Source organism: Pseudarthrobacter chlorophenolicus, from assembly GCF_000962805.1.
GTDB lineage: Bacteria > Actinomycetota > Actinomycetes > Actinomycetales > Micrococcaceae > Arthrobacter > Arthrobacter chlorophenolicus_A.
In genome coordinates this window covers 162,469-179,267 of record NZ_JZTW01000002.1, presented here as the reverse complement: position 1 = coordinate 179,267, position 16,799 = coordinate 162,469, and the positions used below count along the sequence as shown (strand labels likewise).

The window sequence follows — 16,799 nt, the reverse complement described above, 5'->3', positions numbered from 1 at the left end:
CTCAGGCCTCGACGACCTCGACGTTGACAACGTCCTCGATCACGGGGTTGGACAGGAGGGTTTCGGCGGCGTTGCGGGCCTGGGCCAGGATTTCCTCCGTCACCTCGCCGTCGACCGTCAGTTCGAAACGCTTGCCCTGGCGGACAGAGCTGAAGCTGGTGAAGCCGAGGCGGGGAAGAGCGCCGACGATCGCCTTTCCCTGGGGGTCAAGAATCTCGGGCTTGGGCATGACGTCAACAACGATCCGGGGCATCCGGCAACTCCTGTGCGTGAGCTTGGGTAAGGGCGCAGCGGAGTGATGCCGTCTCACGCCGTACCGGTGTTGGGGGCACACTGTAAGGCAGTGTTCCAGACTTTGTGGACGGGCGCTCCGCGAGCTTGCCCTATCATTCTACCGGGCCGGCGGCTCCACCCTGTATTCGGTAGATCCACGTCACGGCGGCGCCCAGGCAAGGGCAATCCGACGCTTCCGTCCAATCCCGCTATGGAGTTGAAAGGGACGCATCACTAGGATGACGGGATGGCAGAGAATTCGAAGTCCGTCCTTTTGCCAGTGATGGCCGCAGCCGTGTTTGCCGGCCTGGGCCGGATGGTCTTCCAGAAGATCAAAGCCGACCGCCGCGCCCGGGAAAACCGCACGGCCGGTCCGGTGGACGAGAAGACCCGGCAATGGATCAGCGAAGTGGTCCGGACCCCCCGGCAGTAGCGTCCCGCCGCGGCTTCCTGCGCCCTGCCCCCTGAGGGCCAGGGCTTCCCGGGATGCCCGCCTGTGTCCCCGCCATCGTTGTTTTTGACTGGCGAAAATTCGCCGTTTGTGCCCTATGTCATATTCGGCTATCAGTCTGTACTCTGTGAACCGGCTGGTCTTATCGAATTACAAAACCTGTAATTCCCTGTACCAAGCCGGTCGTTTCCGGCCCTCTGATCCTGACAGGCCGGTTCATCGTGAAAGGGTGCACGTGAAATTAACAGGAAAGAGCCCTGCAAGGGGCGGTGGGCTCCGGAGGGCTGCAGCGTTCTCCGTCGGAATTCCGCTGCTTCTTGGTTCAGTGGCAGCCGTGCCGGCCACGGCAGCCCCCGCCACGGGGCAGGTTCCGTCGGTCCAGCAGAAAAACCTTGATCCTAAGGACTACCAGGCCGGCAGGTACATCGTGGTACTGGCGGAGAAGCCCGCGGCCACTTATGCAGGCGGCACCGGCGACCTGAGCGCTACGAAGCCTGAAAGCGGAAAGAAGCTCGACGCCGGGCGGCCGGAGGTGCAGCGCTACCAGCAGCACCTCGAAACCCAGCAGCGCGAGATCGCCAAGGACGAAAGCGTCCAGATCAAACGCAACTTCACCGCCGCCATCAATGGTTTCGCTGCGGATCTCTCCGCCGACCAGGCGCTGAAGCTGGCCAAGGACCCGAAGGTCCTCATGGTGGCACCGGACACCGAGAACGCGCCGGACTACTCCACCACCGATTTCCTCAAGCTCTCGGGCCCGCAAGGCATCTGGAACACATCATTTGGTGGCACGGAGAACGCCGGCAAGGGCGTGGTGGTGGGAGTCATCGACTCCGGCTACACCCCTTCCAGTCCCTTCTTCGCCGGGACCGAGGTCAAGCCACTGGCCGGAAACCCCGAGGTGGGCGTGCCCTACCGGACGGCAGACGGCAAGATCGCCATGCTGAAGTCCGACGGCGACACGTTCGTAGGCGAATGCCAAAAGGGTGAAGGTACCGGGGCAGCTTTCGACGGCAGCGCCTGCAACTCCAAGGTCCTCAGCGCCCGTTACTTCGCGGACGATTTCAAGAAGTACGTCCCGGAAGCCAACCGTGCCCCCGAGGAAGTTCTCTCTCCTGTTGACGTGGGAAGCCACGGCACACACACCGCCAGCACCGCGGCCGGAAACGCGAACGTCCGGGCCAACCTGGGCGGCCGCGACATGGGCATCACCGGCGGCGTCGCTCCGGCGGCCAAACTCTCCATCTACAAGGTCTGCTGGGAAGACACCGATCCCAATACCGGCGGCTGCTACAGCTCCGCATCGGTGGCCGCTATCAACCAGGCGATCCTGGATGGCGTGGATGTCCTGAACTACTCCATTTCGGGCAGCACCTCCACCACTACGGATCCGGTTGCCCTGGCATTCCTCTCCGCCGCCTCAGCCGGAGTCTTTGTTTCCGCGTCCGCAGGCAACAGCGGCCCCACGGCCAGCACCGTGAACCACGGCGCACCCTGGCTCACCACTGTCGCTGCCTCGTCCTTCTCCACCGAACTGCAGGGAACCGTCGAGTTCGAGGACGGCAGCAAGTACCGGGGTGCCAGCCTGATGGCCAACAACGTCCCGGCCAGCCCGCTGGTCCTCGCCGCTTCGGCTGCCGCAGCGGGAGCCGCAAGCCCCGAGCTTTGCGGACCCAACACACTGGACCCCGCCAAGGTGGCAGGCAAGATCGTTGTTTGTGACAGGGGAGTCGTTGACCGCGTGGCCAAGAGCGCTGAGGTCAAGCGCACCGGCGGCGTCGGCATGATCCTCGTCAACGTCACGCCGTCTTCCGAGGACGTGGACCAGCACGCCGTTCCCACTGTCCACGTGAATCCGCCGGCCACGCAGCAGATCAAGGACAAGCTGGCGGCCAACCCCGCCATCAAAGCCGCGCTGGTCAACAAAGACACCACCGGCCTGCCGCAGGAGCCCCAGCCGCAGATCGCTGGATTCTCTTCACGCGGCCCGCTGCTGGCCACAGACTCCGACCTGCTGAAGCCGGACGTCGCTGCTCCCGGCGTCGCCGTGCTGGCCGGTGTTTCCCCCATCGGTGAAGCCGGAGCCCAGTTCGGCATGATGTCCGGCACTTCGATGGCCGCCCCGCACGTGGCGGGCTTTGGAGCGCTGGTGCTTGGCAAGAACCCCACCTGGTCACCGGCAACCGTCAAGTCGGCCATGATGACCACCGCCACGGACGTCAAGAACGCGGACGGCAGCCGCAACACGGATGTCTTCGCCACCGGCGCCGGCCAGGTGTCCGTCGCCAAGGTCCTGGACCCGGGCCTGGTATACGACGCCAACGAGACCGACTACCTGAAGTTCATCCAGGGAACCGGACTGGACCTGGGCATCCCGGATCTTGGCACTACGGCGCCGCGCGATATGAATGTGGCCTCGTTTGCGCTCGGTGCGCTGACCGGCAGGACCGAGGTGACCCGCACGGTAACGGCACTGACTCCCGGCGTGTACCGCGCCCAGGTGAACGTGCCGGGCGTCAAAGTCACGGTGACTCCCTCCATCCTGAACTTCAGCGCGGTGGGAGAAAAGCGGACGTTCAAGGTCAAGTTTGAAAACGCTTCCGCCCCCACGGGCCAGTTCGCCATGGGCAGCCTCGTATGGCAGGGAGCCGGCAAGAACGTCGCTTCACCGGTAGCGGTCCGTCCGCAGTCCGTGGTGGCGCCGGCGAATGCCGCCTTCAGCTCAGTGGGGGGTACCGGCCAGGGGAAGATTCCCGTGGTGTCCGGCACCAATGCGCCGGTCAGCATGACGGTGGACGGCCTGTCCAAGGCGGATTCGACTGCCGTGGAACTGGTCCCCGGGCCGCTGGCCCTGGCGAACAACACCTCCAACGCCATGAAGCAGGTGACGGTGGCAGCAGGTTCGCCGCTGGCCAAGTTCTCCGTCTTCTCCTCCGACGAGAACGCTGACTTCGATCTCCTGGTGTTCACCCCGGACGGCAAGCAACTCGCCTCCCAGACGGTGTCTGCCAGCGAATCGGTGTCCGTCGCCAATCCAAAGGCCGGCGTGTACACGATGTTCGCCAACCTCTACGCAAGCCCGAACGGTCAGCCCACCAAGGCGTCGCTGGATGCTGCGGTCCTGGGTGCCAACGTGGGCAACGCCTCGGTAAGCCCCAACCCGCTTCGGCTGGCAAACGGCACTGCCGGTGACGTGACGTTGTCGTGGCAGAACCTCCAGCCGGGCTCCTACATCGGCCGGGTCAACTACTCCGGCGGTGCCACGCCCACCTTTGTCTCGGTGGTAGTGACACCGGGCGCCGGTGCAGTGGTCCCGGATGACGAGCAGACGGACCCCGGCAAGAAGGACAAGAAGGACAAGGTCAAGAAGGAAAAGAAGAAGAAGGAGTTCCAGGACGAATCGGGAAGCTCCAACCTGGGAATCTAGGCGCCAGCCTCTCAAGAGGCCAGGAGCCTGGATAACCGGATAAATGATGGCCGGCGGATCGACTGCGATTCGCCGGCCATCATTGTCTTCGCCCGGGTACCGTCTGCCTAGGTAGCGCCGGTGGTTCCGGCAGTTCCGCCCAGCAGCGGAGCAAGGGCCCGCCAGCGGGAAATCTCGCAGCCATCGGTCAAGGTCAGCGTAGTGTGAACGCGCCTGCCGTGGAACGTCCCCGTGACGACGGCCTGCTGCGGCCCGCCATACTGCTGGGTACACAGGCGCGGCGGCCCGGGCTCCGGAAAGAAGATCGCAGGTCCGTGTTTCAGGACGGCGTCGAGGGCCGCTTGCGGGTCCGGTACGGTCGAGCCGGGGGACACGGTGCCGTGGCTGGCCTGCAGGGTGAACTGATGGTGCGGGCCGTCAGGCGTTTCGCTGAGGTTGATGACCAAGTGAACGGATCCGGGATCAGGCTGCGCCTTGTTCTCCATGGAGGTCTCCTTTCTCGGACCTGGTGGCCAAGCCCGTGGCCGCCGCCAAAGCCGTTGCAAGCCGGCCCCGAAGTGTTGCGGCTTCCCGGGCAAAGCCACGCTGCCGGGCCACGTAGTCGGCCTTACCATCGGTGGTCTCAATCCGGATGGGCGGATATCCCCAGGCGGCGAGGTCGTAGGGGGAGGCCTGCATATCCATGGCGCGGATCCGCCAGGAAAGCTCGAAGCAGTCCATGACCAGCTCGCTCGGAAGTGCCGGAAGCAGCTTGTAGGCCCACTTGTAGAGATCCATGTTGGCGTGCAGACAGCCGGGCTGTTCCATGTGCCGCTGGGAATCCCGGGTGGGCAGGTGCTCATTGAGCGGCAAAGCATCAGGGGTATAGAAGCGGAACGCATCAAAGTGCGTGCAGCGGATTCGGTTGTCCTCCACCACCTGGTCGGTTCCCTCGGAGCCCAGGCGCAGTTCAAGGTATTCGTGGCGAAGGTCGAACTTGTCCTGGCGGTACACCATGGCCCACTCGTGCAGGCCAAAGCAGCCGAACTGGGCAGGCCTGGCCGCCGTTCCGCGCAGGATGATTTCAGCAAATGCCACCGCGTCCGCACGGTCGGCCAGGAAGGCGGCCCGGTCGAAGGTCACCGCTGTGCTTCCCGCAGGCAGGCCCAGCCTGGCGAGCTCGCCGTCGTCGAGCGCGCGGTAGTGCTTCCATCCGCGCCGGGCCTCGCCCGCCCTGTCTACCAGGACACTTCCAGCGCCCGGGTGCCAGCGGCGAAGCTGACCCGGCTTTTGCGTGTAGTAGGTGAAGAGGAAGTCCTCCACCGGGTGTTTCCGTCCGGCTGACCTCCGCTCCAAGTAAGGATCGGCGTAGCGGCCGACGCGCAGCTGGTGGGCTTCTTCCCTCGCGCGCCACTCATTAGCAGCCAGGAGCTTAAGTTGCTCCACCGGCGCCTCCCAGTATGTCTTTCGCGGCATCCCAGGCGCTGATCTCGCAGCCGTCCGTGCGGGCGAAGGATGCCTCGACGGCGGTTCCGTCAAGCACTCCGGTCACGGTCGCCTTTTGAGGTCCGCCATATTGCTGGGTGCAGGCCTGGGCCGTGCGGGGCGCCGGGTTCAGCAGGGCCGCGTTCCGCTTGAGGGCGGCGCAGGCGGCGTCAGCCGTCGGGTGGCTGCTTTCGCCTGCCGGCACTCCGGCTTCGCAGACCAGGGTGTAGTTGACCGCGGCCTGGCCTTCCGCGGGAATGACTGTGATGGCAAGTTCGGCATTGCCCTGGCCGGGCCCGGAGGGCAGCGCTGACGGTGATGCGGGTGGTGGGGCCGGGACGGTCGTCTCGGTGTCCGGCGACGGAGTGGCCGTTGACGGAGGTGGGGTTGCCGACGACGGGGCGGAGGGAGTTGGCGACGGAGCCGGGGGCGTGGATGAAGACGGCGTGTTGCCTCCGTCCGGGCCGCCGGTGCAGCCGGTGAGTAGCCCGGCAGTGATGGCAAGGGCCGTGATGTGAAGCCGCAGGTTACGCATGGTCCGACGCCTCATTCATGCCTCGATTCTAGCTTCCCCGGGTTGTGCCGCCCTTCCCGGGTGGGTGACGCGGGCCTGCGCTGATCCGGGCTGGTGCGCTGAAGGGTTGTGTGCTGCGCGGCCTATGGCTCTGCGCTGCCGGACGTGGCAGCGATGAGCGCCATCATGCTGGCGTGCAGTTCGGTGACTTGCCCGCGGGTCAGTCCCAGCCTGTCCATCATGGTGCCGGGAACCTTGAGCGCCTCCTGCCGGAGGGCGGCACCCTGCGGCGTGAGCTCCACCGACAAGGCACGTTCGTTTCCGTCTGCGCGGCGCCGGGTGATGAATCCGGCCGCTTCAAGCCGGCGCAGCAGCGGCGAAATGGTGGCCGGTTCCTGGGCCAGGGCTTCACTGATGTTCCTGACGGTGCGGGGACTGGTTTCCCACAGCGCAAGCATGACGAGGTACTGCGGGTGTGTCAGGTTCAGTCTTTCGAGGACGGGCTTGTAGGCGCCCACGACGCTGCGGGAGGCCACGGTCAGGGCGAAGCACAACTGGTGCTCCAGGAGCAGATCGTCTTCGCGGGCGTCCGGTGCTGCTGCGGTGGTCATTGGTCCTCCAACTGTTAGTGCACTAATAATTAGCGTACACTTTTCATAGGCAGGATGTCAGATGGAAGGAAAGTTCATGGCCAGGCGCAACACTGAAGACAGGGGCAATGCTTCCCAGCGGTTCATGCGGGCCACCGGCAAGTTGCGGGCAGTCTTTGGGCCGGCCAACCGTTCCGCCCTGGGCCACGCCATGACCGAGGAGAACCGCCGCCTGCTCGCCCAGCGCCAGGCTGAAAGCCAGCAGTGGGAAACCATCACCCGGCCGGACGGGAGCACCTACGTGGTGCCGAAGGATCCGGGCGACAAGTCCCTGCGCTGACCGGCCTGCGGCACCCTCGACAACTGATCGGCTGCCGTTCCCTGCCGCGGGTTGACGCCTGATATGCCGGAGCTTTTTGGCCACTCGCGGCGTAAAATGAGGGGCACCGGCTCCCGGGTGGAGCCAATGGCTCATTTCCTCGCACCGGGGAAGGGGGTGGAAAACAGTGGCACACGTACTCAGCGGATTCATGAGCATGACGGACCGGCTCCGCTTCTTCTTCGGTCCGGCGACCCGGCTTGATGCCGATACTCCAGTGATCCACAGGCACGACGATTTCGAACAGGCCTCTGAGGAGGACCTTTCGCACTTCGTGGTGGAAACCGACTCAACAGGCCACCACTACGCCGTCCGGCGCGAAGACCTGGAACGGGAAAGCTGAACCCTTCCGGTCTACGGCCCCGGGCCGCACTACGTGAAAAAGCCGGGCTGCCTTCCATCAACTGATGGAAGGCAGCCCGGCTTTATGCCCGATTTTCGCCGGTCAGCGGCCGGTGCCGCCGTACACGGTGGCTTCGTTATCGCTGTCCAGCTCGAACGCGTTGTGGATCACGCGGACAGCCTCATCCAGCAGGTCCGCGTGAGTGACCACGGAGATGCGGATTTCCGACGTGGAAATCATGTTGATGTTGATTCCGGCGTCGGACAGGGCCTTGAAGAAGGTGGCCGAGACGCCGGGGTGGGAACGCATGCCTGCGCCGATCAGCGAGAGCTTGCCGATCTGCTCGTTGTACTCGATGGTCTCAAAGCCGATCTTGTCCTGCGCGGCGTGCAGGGCGGCAAGGGCATCAGCGCCCTCAACGATGGGCAGCGTGAACGAAATGTCGGTTTTGCCGGTCCCGTGGGTGGACACGTTCTGGACGATCATGTCGATGTTGGAATGGGCGTCCGCGATGACCTGGAAAATAGCGGCGGCCTTGCCCGGGATGTCCGGAACGCCCACAACAGTGACCTTGGCTTCCGAGCGGTCGTGCGCAACGCCGGAGATGATTGGCTGCTCCAAGGCAACTCCCTCTTGAGTGGTGATCTTGTCTTCGGCGCTGGGGATGACCCAGGTGCCTTCGTGCTGGCTGAATGAGGACCGGACGTGCAGCGGCACGCCGAACCGGCGGGCATACTCGACGCACCGGAGGTGCAGGATCTTGGCGCCCGACGCCGCCAGCTCGAGCATCTCCTCGCTGGAAATGGTGTCAATCTTTTGGGCGGACGGAACCACGCGGGGATCGGCCGTGTAGATGCCGTCCACATCCGTGTAGATCTCGCAGACGTCAGCTTCCAGTGCCGCTGCCAGGGCCACCGCCGTGGTGTCTGAACCGCCGCGGCCCAACGTCGTGATTTCGTTGGTGCTCCGGCTCATGCCCTGGAAACCGGCCACAATGGCGATATTTTCCTTGTCCAGCGCCGTGCGGATGCGGTGGGGGTCCACATCGATGATGCGGGCCTTGCCGTGGATGCCATCGGTGATCATGCCGGCCTGCGACCCCGTGAAGGACTGTGCGGACGCGCCGAGTTTGTTGATGGCCATGGCCAGCAGGGCCATGGAGATACGTTCGCCGGCGGAGAGCAGCATGTCCATCTCGCGGGCGGGGGCGGAGTCGGTGACCTGGGCTGCGAGGTCCAGGAGTTCGTCCGTGGTGTCGCCCATGGCGGAGACCACCACGACAACCTCGTTGCCGGCCTGCTGGGCGTTTACCACCCTGGCGGCAACACGCTTAATGCCGTCAGCGTCCGCCACGGAGGACCCGCCGAACTTCTGCACGATGAGCTGTTTGGTTACCGCACCGCCGGCCTGCAGGCCCTGCGGCTGCGTCGCGTTGTGCACTTCGGTGGTGGGCGTACTCATGGCGCATACCTTCATTGGATCAATGGGATTTTCGGAAGCCAGGCAGCGGGGCGGCCCGGCGTCCTCCGACAGTTTATCGCCGCCTGTACCGCGCCGCTGAATTGTGACCGAATCTCAGTCTGGAGGACGACAACCCGGCCACGGCAGCTGGCGTACGCTCGGAGGATCAGCACGAGCAACACTGTGGGGGACAGGTGCGCACACGATGGCAATAATTTCGGAACAGCCCGGCGGGCAGCAGGTTCCCGACGACGGGATTACGGCCCAGGGGGTGAGCCGCAGCTTTGGTGCCGTCCGCGCGGTGGACCATATGGACTTCCATGCCCCCGCGGGCAGGGTTACGGCACTTATTGGCCCCAATGGTGCAGGAAAGACCACCCTGCTTCTCATGCTGGCCTCGCTGCTGGCCCCGGACCAGGGCTCCATCACTGTTGGCGGCCTGGACCCTGTCCGGAACCGCGCGGAGGTCCGGCGCCGGCTGGGCTGGATGCCCGACACCCTGGGCGTGTGGGAATCGCTGACGGCCCGGGAGATCCTGACCCAGATGGCCAGGTTCTACCGGCTGCCCGCGTCCGGGATTGCCCCGCGGGTCACCGACATGCTGGAGGGTGTCCGGCTGGCAGCCCTCGCCGACCAGCCCGCCCGGGTCCTTTCACGAGGGCAACAGCAGCGGTTGAGCCTGGCCCGCGCCCTCATCCACGATCCGTCGGTGCTGCTTCTGGACGAGCCTGCTTCAGGCCTGGACCCCGGTTCCCGGGTTGAGCTGCGGACCATGCTCCGGCAACTCGCAGCCGAAGGAAAAGCCGTGGTGGTGTCCTCACACGTCCTCAGCGAACTGGATGAGATCGCGGACGGTGCAGTGTTCGTCAACAACGGGCGCACCGTCCGGCAGCAGACCACCGAGGAAGCGGCCGCCGCTGGCCGCCGTTATGCGATCACGGCGGCCGATACGGCTGCGCTCGCCGCGGAACTGGCGCGGCTGGGACTTGAATTCCGCCGCGAGGAAGGCCGCCGGCCGGGCGTCAGCCTCGTTCTGCACAACGAGGTCGGGGCGGAGCGGCTCCTGCGTGATCTGGTGCTCGCCGGCGTCGGAATCCGTTCCTTCGCCCCTGCCGCCGGTGCGTTGGAGGAGACCTACATGAACCTCGAGGGGGAACGGCGATGAGCAGCATGACGGAAAACCGGGAAGTATCTGCCCGCCGTGGAGCGCCCGGCCCTTACCTGTCGGGGATAGCCCATGTGGTGGCCCTGGAGCTGAAGCAGCGGCTCCGGTCCCGTGGCTGGTACATCATGCTGGCAATCTGGTTCGCCCTGACCGGACTGGTGACCTGGCTGACCTGGGCGAGCTGGAGCGCCTCGAATGCTTTCCAGACACGCGACTTCGGTGGCGTGTCTGGAACAGCCCTCACCGGCCCGGGCTCGCTGATCTTTGAGGTGGTGCTGGCGTTCGTCCTGCTGTTCGCGCTGCTGGTTGCGCCGGCACTGTCTGCCAACGCTGTGAACGGGGACCGGGCAGGCGGCACCTTGGCCATCCTCCAGGTCACGCTGCTGGAACCGGGCCAGATCCTTTGGGGCAAGTTTTTCGCGGCCTGGGCTGCTGCCCTGGCGTTCCTGGTGGCCAGCACCCCTTTCCTGGTGATTGGCGTGGCACTGGGCGGCCTGACTCCCGCGTACATACTTGTGTCCCTGGTGATGCTGGCGGTCGAGGTGGGCATTGTCTGCGCCATCGGCGTCGGGATTTCCGCGCTGGCCGGCCGCCCGTTGTTTTCCATTGTGGTGACCTACCTGGCGGTGGCCGGCCTGGTGGTGGGCACCCTGATTTCCTTTGGGCTGGGCACCGGACTGACCCAGGGCACGGTGATGGCCAACAATCCCCAGTACCGTGCCTACGCGCCGCTGCAGTCAGACCCCGTGGACGCCGGATACACCTGTGCCGGACCTCTGCGGGAACAGTCCGCCATGCATACCGAGCGGGTGGCGTGGACGCTTGCCATGAATCCATTCGTGGTGGTGGCGGACGCCATTCCGTACCCGGACAGGACGGTGCGGCAGAACTTCACGTCCATCGGCGCGATCGAAGGCATCAGCCAGGCGGCCCGCCAGGCCATGGCGGGGCCGGACGGAACCGTGGCGTGCGCCAACGGCAAGGTCCAGCCCACATATCTGGGACAAAAGACGCCGCTGTGGCCGTTGGGCCTTGGCCTGCAACTTGTGCTGTCCGGGTTCCTGATGTGGCTCGGCTGGCGTTCGCTTCGGACGCCCGCCCGCAAGCTCGCCCGCGGAACCCGCATCGCCTGAACGTGCCGGCGGGGCTGGTTCAGGCCCCGCCGGACGGGACCTTGCGAGGATTGCCCCATCGGGATCTGGACAGCCCGGGGCCGGTATCCCACGATTGAACCAGCTGTAATTCAATTGGCCGGCAATCGCCGGCCGCTTCCGGGGCTGGGGCCTGTCCAGGGAAGGCGGACCCCACGTGCCCGATCAGCGGCAACCTTCCGGAAGTCCCGCGCCGGAGCCCTTCTTTGAGCCGATCGGCAGGGACCCTGGCCCGCCGGGCGCTGATCCTTCCGGATCCCCTAATACCTGGGATGACGACGGCGACGACGGCGGGCGGACGGCCGGTCCGGCGTTGCGGGCGGCGGTGCTTTCGGCAGTCGTGGCCTGGCGGGGCAGTATGGTTTCGCTTCGCTTTTGGGCCGTTGCGGTGGGAGCAGCGTGTGCGGCGTGGGCCCTCGCCGCAGGCCTGGTGTGGGCATTGGCTGCTGCGGAAGGCGACCAGGCCGGCCTGGTTCCTGCTTCGCCGCTGATCTACGTTCTTGCGTCCTCGCTGCTGCCGGCTGCGGCGGCCTTGGTGGGGATGCACTGGGGCATGGCGTGCCAGCTGCGGCGAGCCGCGGACGGGGAGCCTTATGGGGGTTTTCTTCCCGCCGTCCTGGCAACTGCACTGCAGTGCCTGGTGTTCGCAGTGCTGGTGCTGGTCAGTCTCCTCATCCAGGCAGCCGTTGCCGGTGGTCCGGGATCCGTTGCTGCCACCGCGGCAGGGCTGGCGGCGGGGGAAGGGATCCTGTTCGGTGCGATGGGTGTTGCGGTGGCTGCCCTGGTGGCTCGTCCGGTCCTGGCGAACGTGGCGGGCTGGGTACTGGGCCTGTTCCTCGTGGCGGGGACACTGGTTGCCGGTGCGCTGCTGGTGCCTGCCGTCCGCTCCGAAGAACCGGTTACCGTGGCCCTGAACGTGCACCGGGACGCAGACGGAACTCCCGTTGCTTACGAATGCTCGCAGATCCCGGCCGGGACCGTTGAGGTTTACCGCACGGAGCGGATCATGTGGCTGCCGCCGGTGAGCCCGATTGTGGTGTTGATGATGCTGGCCGGTGAACCGGGGCCGGGGCAGGAACTGCCCGGCTGGCTTTCGGCGGAGCTGCAGACCGCGGCCGACGGAACCAGGGTTCCGTGCGTCAACGGGGAACCGAGGAACCTGGATTCGCCGCGAATGCCCCTCGCAGCGGCTGGCCTTTTGCTGCAGGCTGGCTTGACTGGTGTCCTGCTGGGCGGCGCGCACGTGGCGGCGTCCCGCCGTCGTCCGCCCGCCTGACAGATTCCGGCGCGTGCGCTGGCGGGAAACCGGACTCCGTCCTGTCTCCGACGCCGGGATCAGCTCAGGGCGTTCCGCCGGCCCTCGAACGCGCGGCCCAGCGTGACCTCGTCCGCATACTCCAGGTCGCCGCCCACGGGCAGTCCGGAGGCCAACCTCGTGACAGCAATCCCGATGGTCTTGAGCATCCGCGCCAGGTAGGTGGCCGTAGCCTCGCCCTCCAGGTTGGGGTCGGTGGCGATGATGACTTCCTGGATGGCGCCGTCGTTCAGCCGGGTGAGCAGCTCACGGATGCGCAGCTGTTCGGGGCCGACGCCGGCAATTGGATTGATGGCTCCACCCAGCACGTGATACCGCCCCCGGAACGAGCGTGTACGTTCCACCGCGAGGACATCCTTGGACTCCTCCACCACGCAGATGAGGGCCGGATCGCGGCGCGGGTCACGGCAGATGTTGCAGAGCTCCTGCTCCGTGACGTTGCCGCAGACCGTGCAGAACTTGACCCGGTCCTTGACCGTAGTGATGGCTTCCACCAGCCGCTTCATATCCTGTGGATCTGCTTCAAGGATGTGGAATGCCAGCCGCTGCGCCGACTTGGGACCGACTCCCGGAAGGCGTCCGAGCTCGTCGATAAGCTCCTGGACCGCACCTTCGTACACAATTCCCTCTTTAGCTTGGTTTGGTTGTTTTGCAGGTCATGGCGCGGCTGCCGCGTTCGTGGACCGGCGGCCGTCAGTAGCGCGGAGCTAGGGGGCTGCCGTCCGGTGAACGTTCTTCGATCAGCTTTCCGCCCAGAATACGCTCCACGGCAGCGCGTCCGAAGACGCCGGACTCCTCGATGGTTTCGTCGTCCGCGCTGGGAATGTCCTGCACATAAGTGGCCGCTGCTGCGGCCGCCCGGGCGGGAGCCTTGGCCCGTCCGGCTTCGGCTTCCGGGCTGTTGGACAGCCTCTGATAGAGGCTTTGACGGGTCGCTGCGGCGGCAGGCGCCGGGGCGGTTGCAAGGGCCGCCGAAGGTGCGGATACCGGCGAGGAGGATGCCATGGCATACTCGCGGGCCTGTTGTGGTTCCGGGCCGGCCGGCACTGGCGGTGCCGGCGATGCTGCCGCCGGCACGGTGGTGCGGGCCGGTCCGGCCGACGGAGTAACGGGGATGGAGGGCGGGGCCTGGGCCGTGGCGGGCTCGTAGTGCGGCGTGCTGGTCACCGCTGTGACACCTGCCGGCCTGTCCAGTTCCGCACTGGTCCCACCTGTGACGGGAGCGGCTCCCACGTTGCTTTCGGTCCCAACAACCCAGACGCCAGGGGCCTGTTCCACAGCCCGGGTCCAGGGGTCGTGGGCGCCGTCTGCTGCACTCGGGGGGCTCTGCCGGGCGTCCCCAACAGGGGGTGCCGGTGGTGCCTTTGCGGAGTGGGGTGCCGGTGAGGACTGCGGTGCCTGGGTGGTTGCGGTGGCCTGTGCTGCCGCTGGATTGCTTCCCTTAGCGGGCGAGGGCGCCCAGTCCATGGGAGGTTCTTCTTCCAGCGGGGGAGCGTCCTCGTCCCTCGGCGGTCCCCAGTCGTCGTCCGAGTAGGAGTAGTCGCCTGCAAGGGGCGCGTAGGTGTCCCCTCCGGCAGCAGCGCCGGTGCCTGAAGGTGCGGCGGTGCTGACGGGGCTGTTGGCGGCAGAATGCGCGTTAGTGCTGCCGGGTGTTCCGGCTCCGGACGGAGCGGGCCCGGTGGGGTTGCCGGCAGCGCCGGGGTTTTCAGTAGCGTGGCCGCCGGGTGTATAGCTGCCGGGTGCCGGGACATCGTCCCTCGCACCCTGTGCTTGCTCCTGCGACGCCGGCGCCATAGGGACTTCTGCGCGTTCGGCCGCTTGCGCTGCGCCTGACCCCCCGGGCGCGACGGAGGAACCGGTGCGGGTTGGCTGGGAGGATGCCGCGTTGTGGACGGGACGTTCGCCGGCATCAGCAGGTTCAGGCGTCGGGGTGGGCGCCGGGGCCAGGCCCCAGGCAACGTCAGCTGAGCTGGCCGTAACCGCCGGGCTGGCCGTTGCCGCCTGGTTGGCCGTAGCTACCTGGCTGGCGGGTGCTTTTGGGTTTGGTTCAGCGCTCGCTTGGCCTGCGCCGGCCGCCACTGCATTGATCTGGCAGTCGATGCCCACTGTTGTGTGGATCGCCTGGCGGAGGTTCTCCGAGTGGTCCGCCCGTCCAAAAGCACCAGCGAGGCCGGAGGTTGCGAAAGCGAGCGTAAGGACGCTGCCGTCGAAGGCGCTGACCTGGGCGTTCGGTTCCACCAGCGCCCAGGTGCTGCGCTTGATTTTGGACAGGGCCTGCAGCACGTCCGGCCACGCACGGCGAAGCACTTCAACGTCACCCATGCCTGCGGGGCCGCCAGGGGCCGTAGTAACGCGCGGCGCGTTGTGCCCGGCACTGGCCGTGCTGCCGGGGCCGGGAGTGCGGTCGCCGTGGTCAGGCGATGCGTGAGCTGAAGCTGCGGGGGCGGTTGCGTGCCGGGTTGGCAACGAAGCGGGCTGGGCCTGTTCCGAAGCGCGCTGTGGTCCAGTCGCCGCAGCAGCAGGTCCTGACTCGGGCGCCGGTTGGCCTGCACCGGGCTGGACCGGAGAGGTGATGCCTCCCGGGTGGCGCTCGTTGCCAGGCTGATCCACGGGCCAGTCGTTGGTGCTCACGCGCGGGGCGGTCAGCGGTGGGCGGTCATCCGTGGTCGCGGCGGTTCCCGCACCCGGAGCGCCTTGCGCCGTCCGCGGCGAAGATTCCCCCGTTGCAGGGCGGGAAGGTGCATCTGGACCAGCCTGCGGCTGGGCCGACGCGAGGGGGGCCCGGGGAGTCTGCCCTTGGGATCCGTCCGCAGGGGCCGGTGCTGGAGCAGCCTGCGGTACCTGGGTCTGACCAGCGGGAGCCTGGACGGCTGCGGCACGGCCAGGGGCGCCCTGCGTGGAGGGGGACTGGGCTGTGTGGGATTGGGCTGCGGGGGCGTAGGGCTCGGAAGCCTGGCCACCGGAAACCTGTGCTGCCGCCGGAATCGCGGCAGCTGCAGTGGCGTGTGGTGCCGAACCGGCACCCAGTGTGCCGCTGGCACCCTGGCCGGCGGCAGCCCCGGCGTCGTTCCCGGAGTAGTTCAGCCGCCGCTCGACGCGGTCGATGCGTGCAGCAATGCCACGTTCGTTCTGCTCCGAACTTGGCAGCAGGATCCGGGCGCAGAGCAGTTCCAGGTGCAGCCGCGGAGACGTGGCGCCTGTCATCTCGGTCAGCGCCGTGTTGGTGACATCGGCAGCACGGGACAACTCCGCGGCGCCAAGGTTATGGGCCTGGTTCTGCAGCCGGGCGATCTGGTCCGCCGGCATGCCGCGCAGGATGACTTGGGCGCTCTCCGGCATGGCCTGCACGATAATCAGGTCGCGGAACCGCTCCAGCAGGTCCTCAACGAAGCGCCGGGGGTCGTGCCCCGTTTGGATGACGCGGTCCACCGCTCGGAAAACGGTGGCTGCGTCCGAGGCGGCAACAGCCTCCACAACGTCGTCCAGGAGCGAGGCGTGCGTGTAGCCGAGCAGCGCAACCGCGAGCTCGTAGTCGAGACCGTTCGGCCCTGCGCCTGCCATGAGCTGGTCCAGGACGGACAGGGAGTCACGGACGGATCCGCCGCCGGCGCGGATGACCAGGGACAGGACGCCGGGGGCCACCGGAACGTTCTCCTGGTTGCACAGGAGCTCCAGGTAGGCCATCAGCGGTTCGGGCGGAACCAGCCGGAAAGGATAGTGGTGCGTGCGGGAGCGGATGGTGCCAATGACCTTGTCCGGTTCCGTGGTGGCGAAGATGAACTTGATGTGTTCCGGCGGCTCTTCAACGATTTTCAGCAGGGCGTTGAAGCCGGCCGAGGTAACCATGTGCGCTTCATCGATGATGAAGATCTTGTAGCGGTCGCGGACCGGGGCGTAGGTGGCGCGTTCACGGAGATCGCGGGCATCATCCACGCCGCCGTGGCTGGCCGCGTCAATCTCAATGACATCGAGGGAGCCGGAGCCGCCGCGGGCCAGTTCGACGCAGCTTGGGCACACGCCGCAGGGGGTATCGGTGGGGCCCTCCGCACAATTCAGGCAACGGGCCAGGATGCGGGCGGAGGTGGTCTTGCCGCAGCCTCTGGGACCGGAAAACAGGTAGGCATGGTTGACGCGGTTCTTGCGCAAAGCCGTCATCAGTGGTCCGGTGACATGCTCCTGCCCGATAACGTCTGCGAACGAATCGGGACGGTATCTGCGGTAGAGAGCGGTAGTAACTGTCACAGGAAAAACCCTACCAATCCGGGC

At 66.4% G+C, this 16,799-nt stretch carries 15 protein-coding genes; 7 read left to right on the top strand and 8 right to left on the bottom strand.

All coding sequences use genetic code 11. The features are described 5' to 3' along the window. Position 1: 1 nt before the first annotated feature. The gene (purS, locus tag UC32_RS04240) at positions 2-253 is read right to left on the bottom strand and encodes a phosphoribosylformylglycinamidine synthase subunit PurS (protein WP_045730009.1); all 252 of its coding nucleotides are present in this window, start codon (positions 251-253) and stop codon (positions 2-4) included. A 267-nt stretch (positions 254-520) separates the two neighbouring features. Here purS and UC32_RS04235 point away from each other — a divergent pair, with 267 nt between their 5' ends. Together UC32_RS04235 and UC32_RS04230 are read left to right on the top strand one after the other, a co-directional pair. Continuing rightward, the gene (locus UC32_RS04235) at positions 521-706 is read left to right on the top strand and encodes a hypothetical protein (protein WP_015935903.1); all 186 of its coding nucleotides are present in this window, start codon (positions 521-523) and stop codon (positions 704-706) included. A gap of 115 nt (positions 707-821) precedes the next feature. Next, positions 822-4,151 (top strand): S8 family serine peptidase, encoded by a 3,330-nt coding sequence (locus UC32_RS04230; protein ID WP_235423586.1) that lies wholly within the window; start codon positions 822-824, stop codon positions 4,149-4,151. 107 nt (positions 4,152-4,258) lie between these two features. Here UC32_RS04230 and UC32_RS04225 read toward each other — a convergent pair whose 3' ends face one another. The 4 genes from UC32_RS04225 to UC32_RS04210 all read right to left on the bottom strand — a co-directional run bounded on the left by UC32_RS04225 (position 4,259) and on the right by UC32_RS04210 (position 6,740). Then, positions 4,259-4,636, bottom strand: a complete 378-nt coding sequence (locus UC32_RS04225) for a hypothetical protein (protein WP_045730007.1) — start codon at positions 4,634-4,636, stop codon at positions 4,259-4,261. Further along, the gene (locus tag UC32_RS04220; protein ID WP_045730006.1) at positions 4,614-5,606 is read right to left on the bottom strand and encodes a hypothetical protein; all 993 of its coding nucleotides are present in this window, start codon (positions 5,604-5,606) and stop codon (positions 4,614-4,616) included. Before UC32_RS04220 ends, UC32_RS04225 begins: the two co-directional genes overlap by 23 nt. Beyond that, positions 5,563-6,150, bottom strand: coding sequence for an SSI family serine proteinase inhibitor (locus UC32_RS04215; RefSeq protein WP_045730005.1), 588 nt, complete (start codon positions 6,148-6,150; stop codon positions 5,563-5,565). Before UC32_RS04215 ends, UC32_RS04220 begins: the two co-directional genes overlap by 44 nt. Positions 6,151-6,272: 122 nt before the next feature. Next, a complete protein-coding gene (locus UC32_RS04210; protein ID WP_045730004.1) occupies positions 6,273-6,740 on the bottom strand; it encodes a MarR family winged helix-turn-helix transcriptional regulator in 468 nt (155 codons plus the stop codon). 76 nt (positions 6,741-6,816) lie between these two features. Here UC32_RS04210 and UC32_RS04205 point away from each other — a divergent pair, with 76 nt between their 5' ends. Both UC32_RS04205 and UC32_RS04200 read left to right on the top strand, forming a co-directional pair. Further along, complete coding sequence (locus UC32_RS04205; RefSeq protein ID WP_045730092.1) at positions 6,817-7,059, top strand: hypothetical protein; 243 nt, start codon at positions 6,817-6,819, stop codon at positions 7,057-7,059. A 166-nt stretch (positions 7,060-7,225) separates the two neighbouring features. Continuing rightward, entirely contained in the window at positions 7,226-7,441 is a 216-nt protein-coding gene (locus UC32_RS04200) for a hypothetical protein (RefSeq protein WP_015935910.1), read from the top strand. A 102-nt stretch (positions 7,442-7,543) separates the two neighbouring features. On the opposite strand, the gene UC32_RS04195 is transcribed toward UC32_RS04200, so the two are convergent. Next, positions 7,544-8,902 (bottom strand): aspartate kinase, encoded by a 1,359-nt coding sequence (locus UC32_RS04195; protein WP_045730003.1) that lies wholly within the window; start codon positions 8,900-8,902, stop codon positions 7,544-7,546. Between the two features lie 205 nt (positions 8,903-9,107). Between UC32_RS04195 and UC32_RS04190 the strand changes: the two genes are divergently transcribed. From UC32_RS04190 to UC32_RS04180, 3 genes are all read left to right on the top strand, one after another. Continuing rightward, a complete protein-coding gene (locus tag UC32_RS04190; protein ID WP_045730002.1) occupies positions 9,108-10,067 on the top strand; it encodes an ABC transporter ATP-binding protein in 960 nt (319 codons plus the stop codon). Then, positions 10,064-11,200, top strand: coding sequence for an ABC transporter permease (locus UC32_RS04185; protein WP_045730001.1), 1,137 nt, complete (start codon positions 10,064-10,066; stop codon positions 11,198-11,200). Before UC32_RS04190 ends, UC32_RS04185 begins: the two co-directional genes overlap by 4 nt. 175 nt (positions 11,201-11,375) lie before the next feature. Continuing rightward, positions 11,376-12,494 carry a hypothetical protein gene (locus UC32_RS04180; RefSeq protein WP_235423585.1) on the top strand — a complete coding sequence of 373 codons (1,119 nt, stop codon included), beginning with the start codon at positions 11,376-11,378 and terminating at the stop codon, positions 12,492-12,494. Positions 12,495-12,553: 59 nt separating this feature from the next. On the opposite strand, the gene recR is transcribed toward UC32_RS04180, so the two are convergent. Together recR and UC32_RS04170 are read right to left on the bottom strand one after the other, a co-directional pair. Next, on the bottom strand, positions 12,554-13,153 hold the full coding sequence (gene recR, locus UC32_RS04175; RefSeq protein ID WP_045730000.1) for a recombination mediator RecR: 600 nt from the start codon (positions 13,151-13,153) through the stop codon (positions 12,554-12,556). Positions 13,154-13,226: 73 nt separating this feature from the next. Further along, the gene (locus UC32_RS04170; RefSeq protein WP_082071899.1) at positions 13,227-16,775 is read right to left on the bottom strand and encodes a DNA polymerase III subunit gamma and tau; all 3,549 of its coding nucleotides are present in this window, start codon (positions 16,773-16,775) and stop codon (positions 13,227-13,229) included. Between the last annotated feature and the right edge of the window lie 24 nt (positions 16,776-16,799).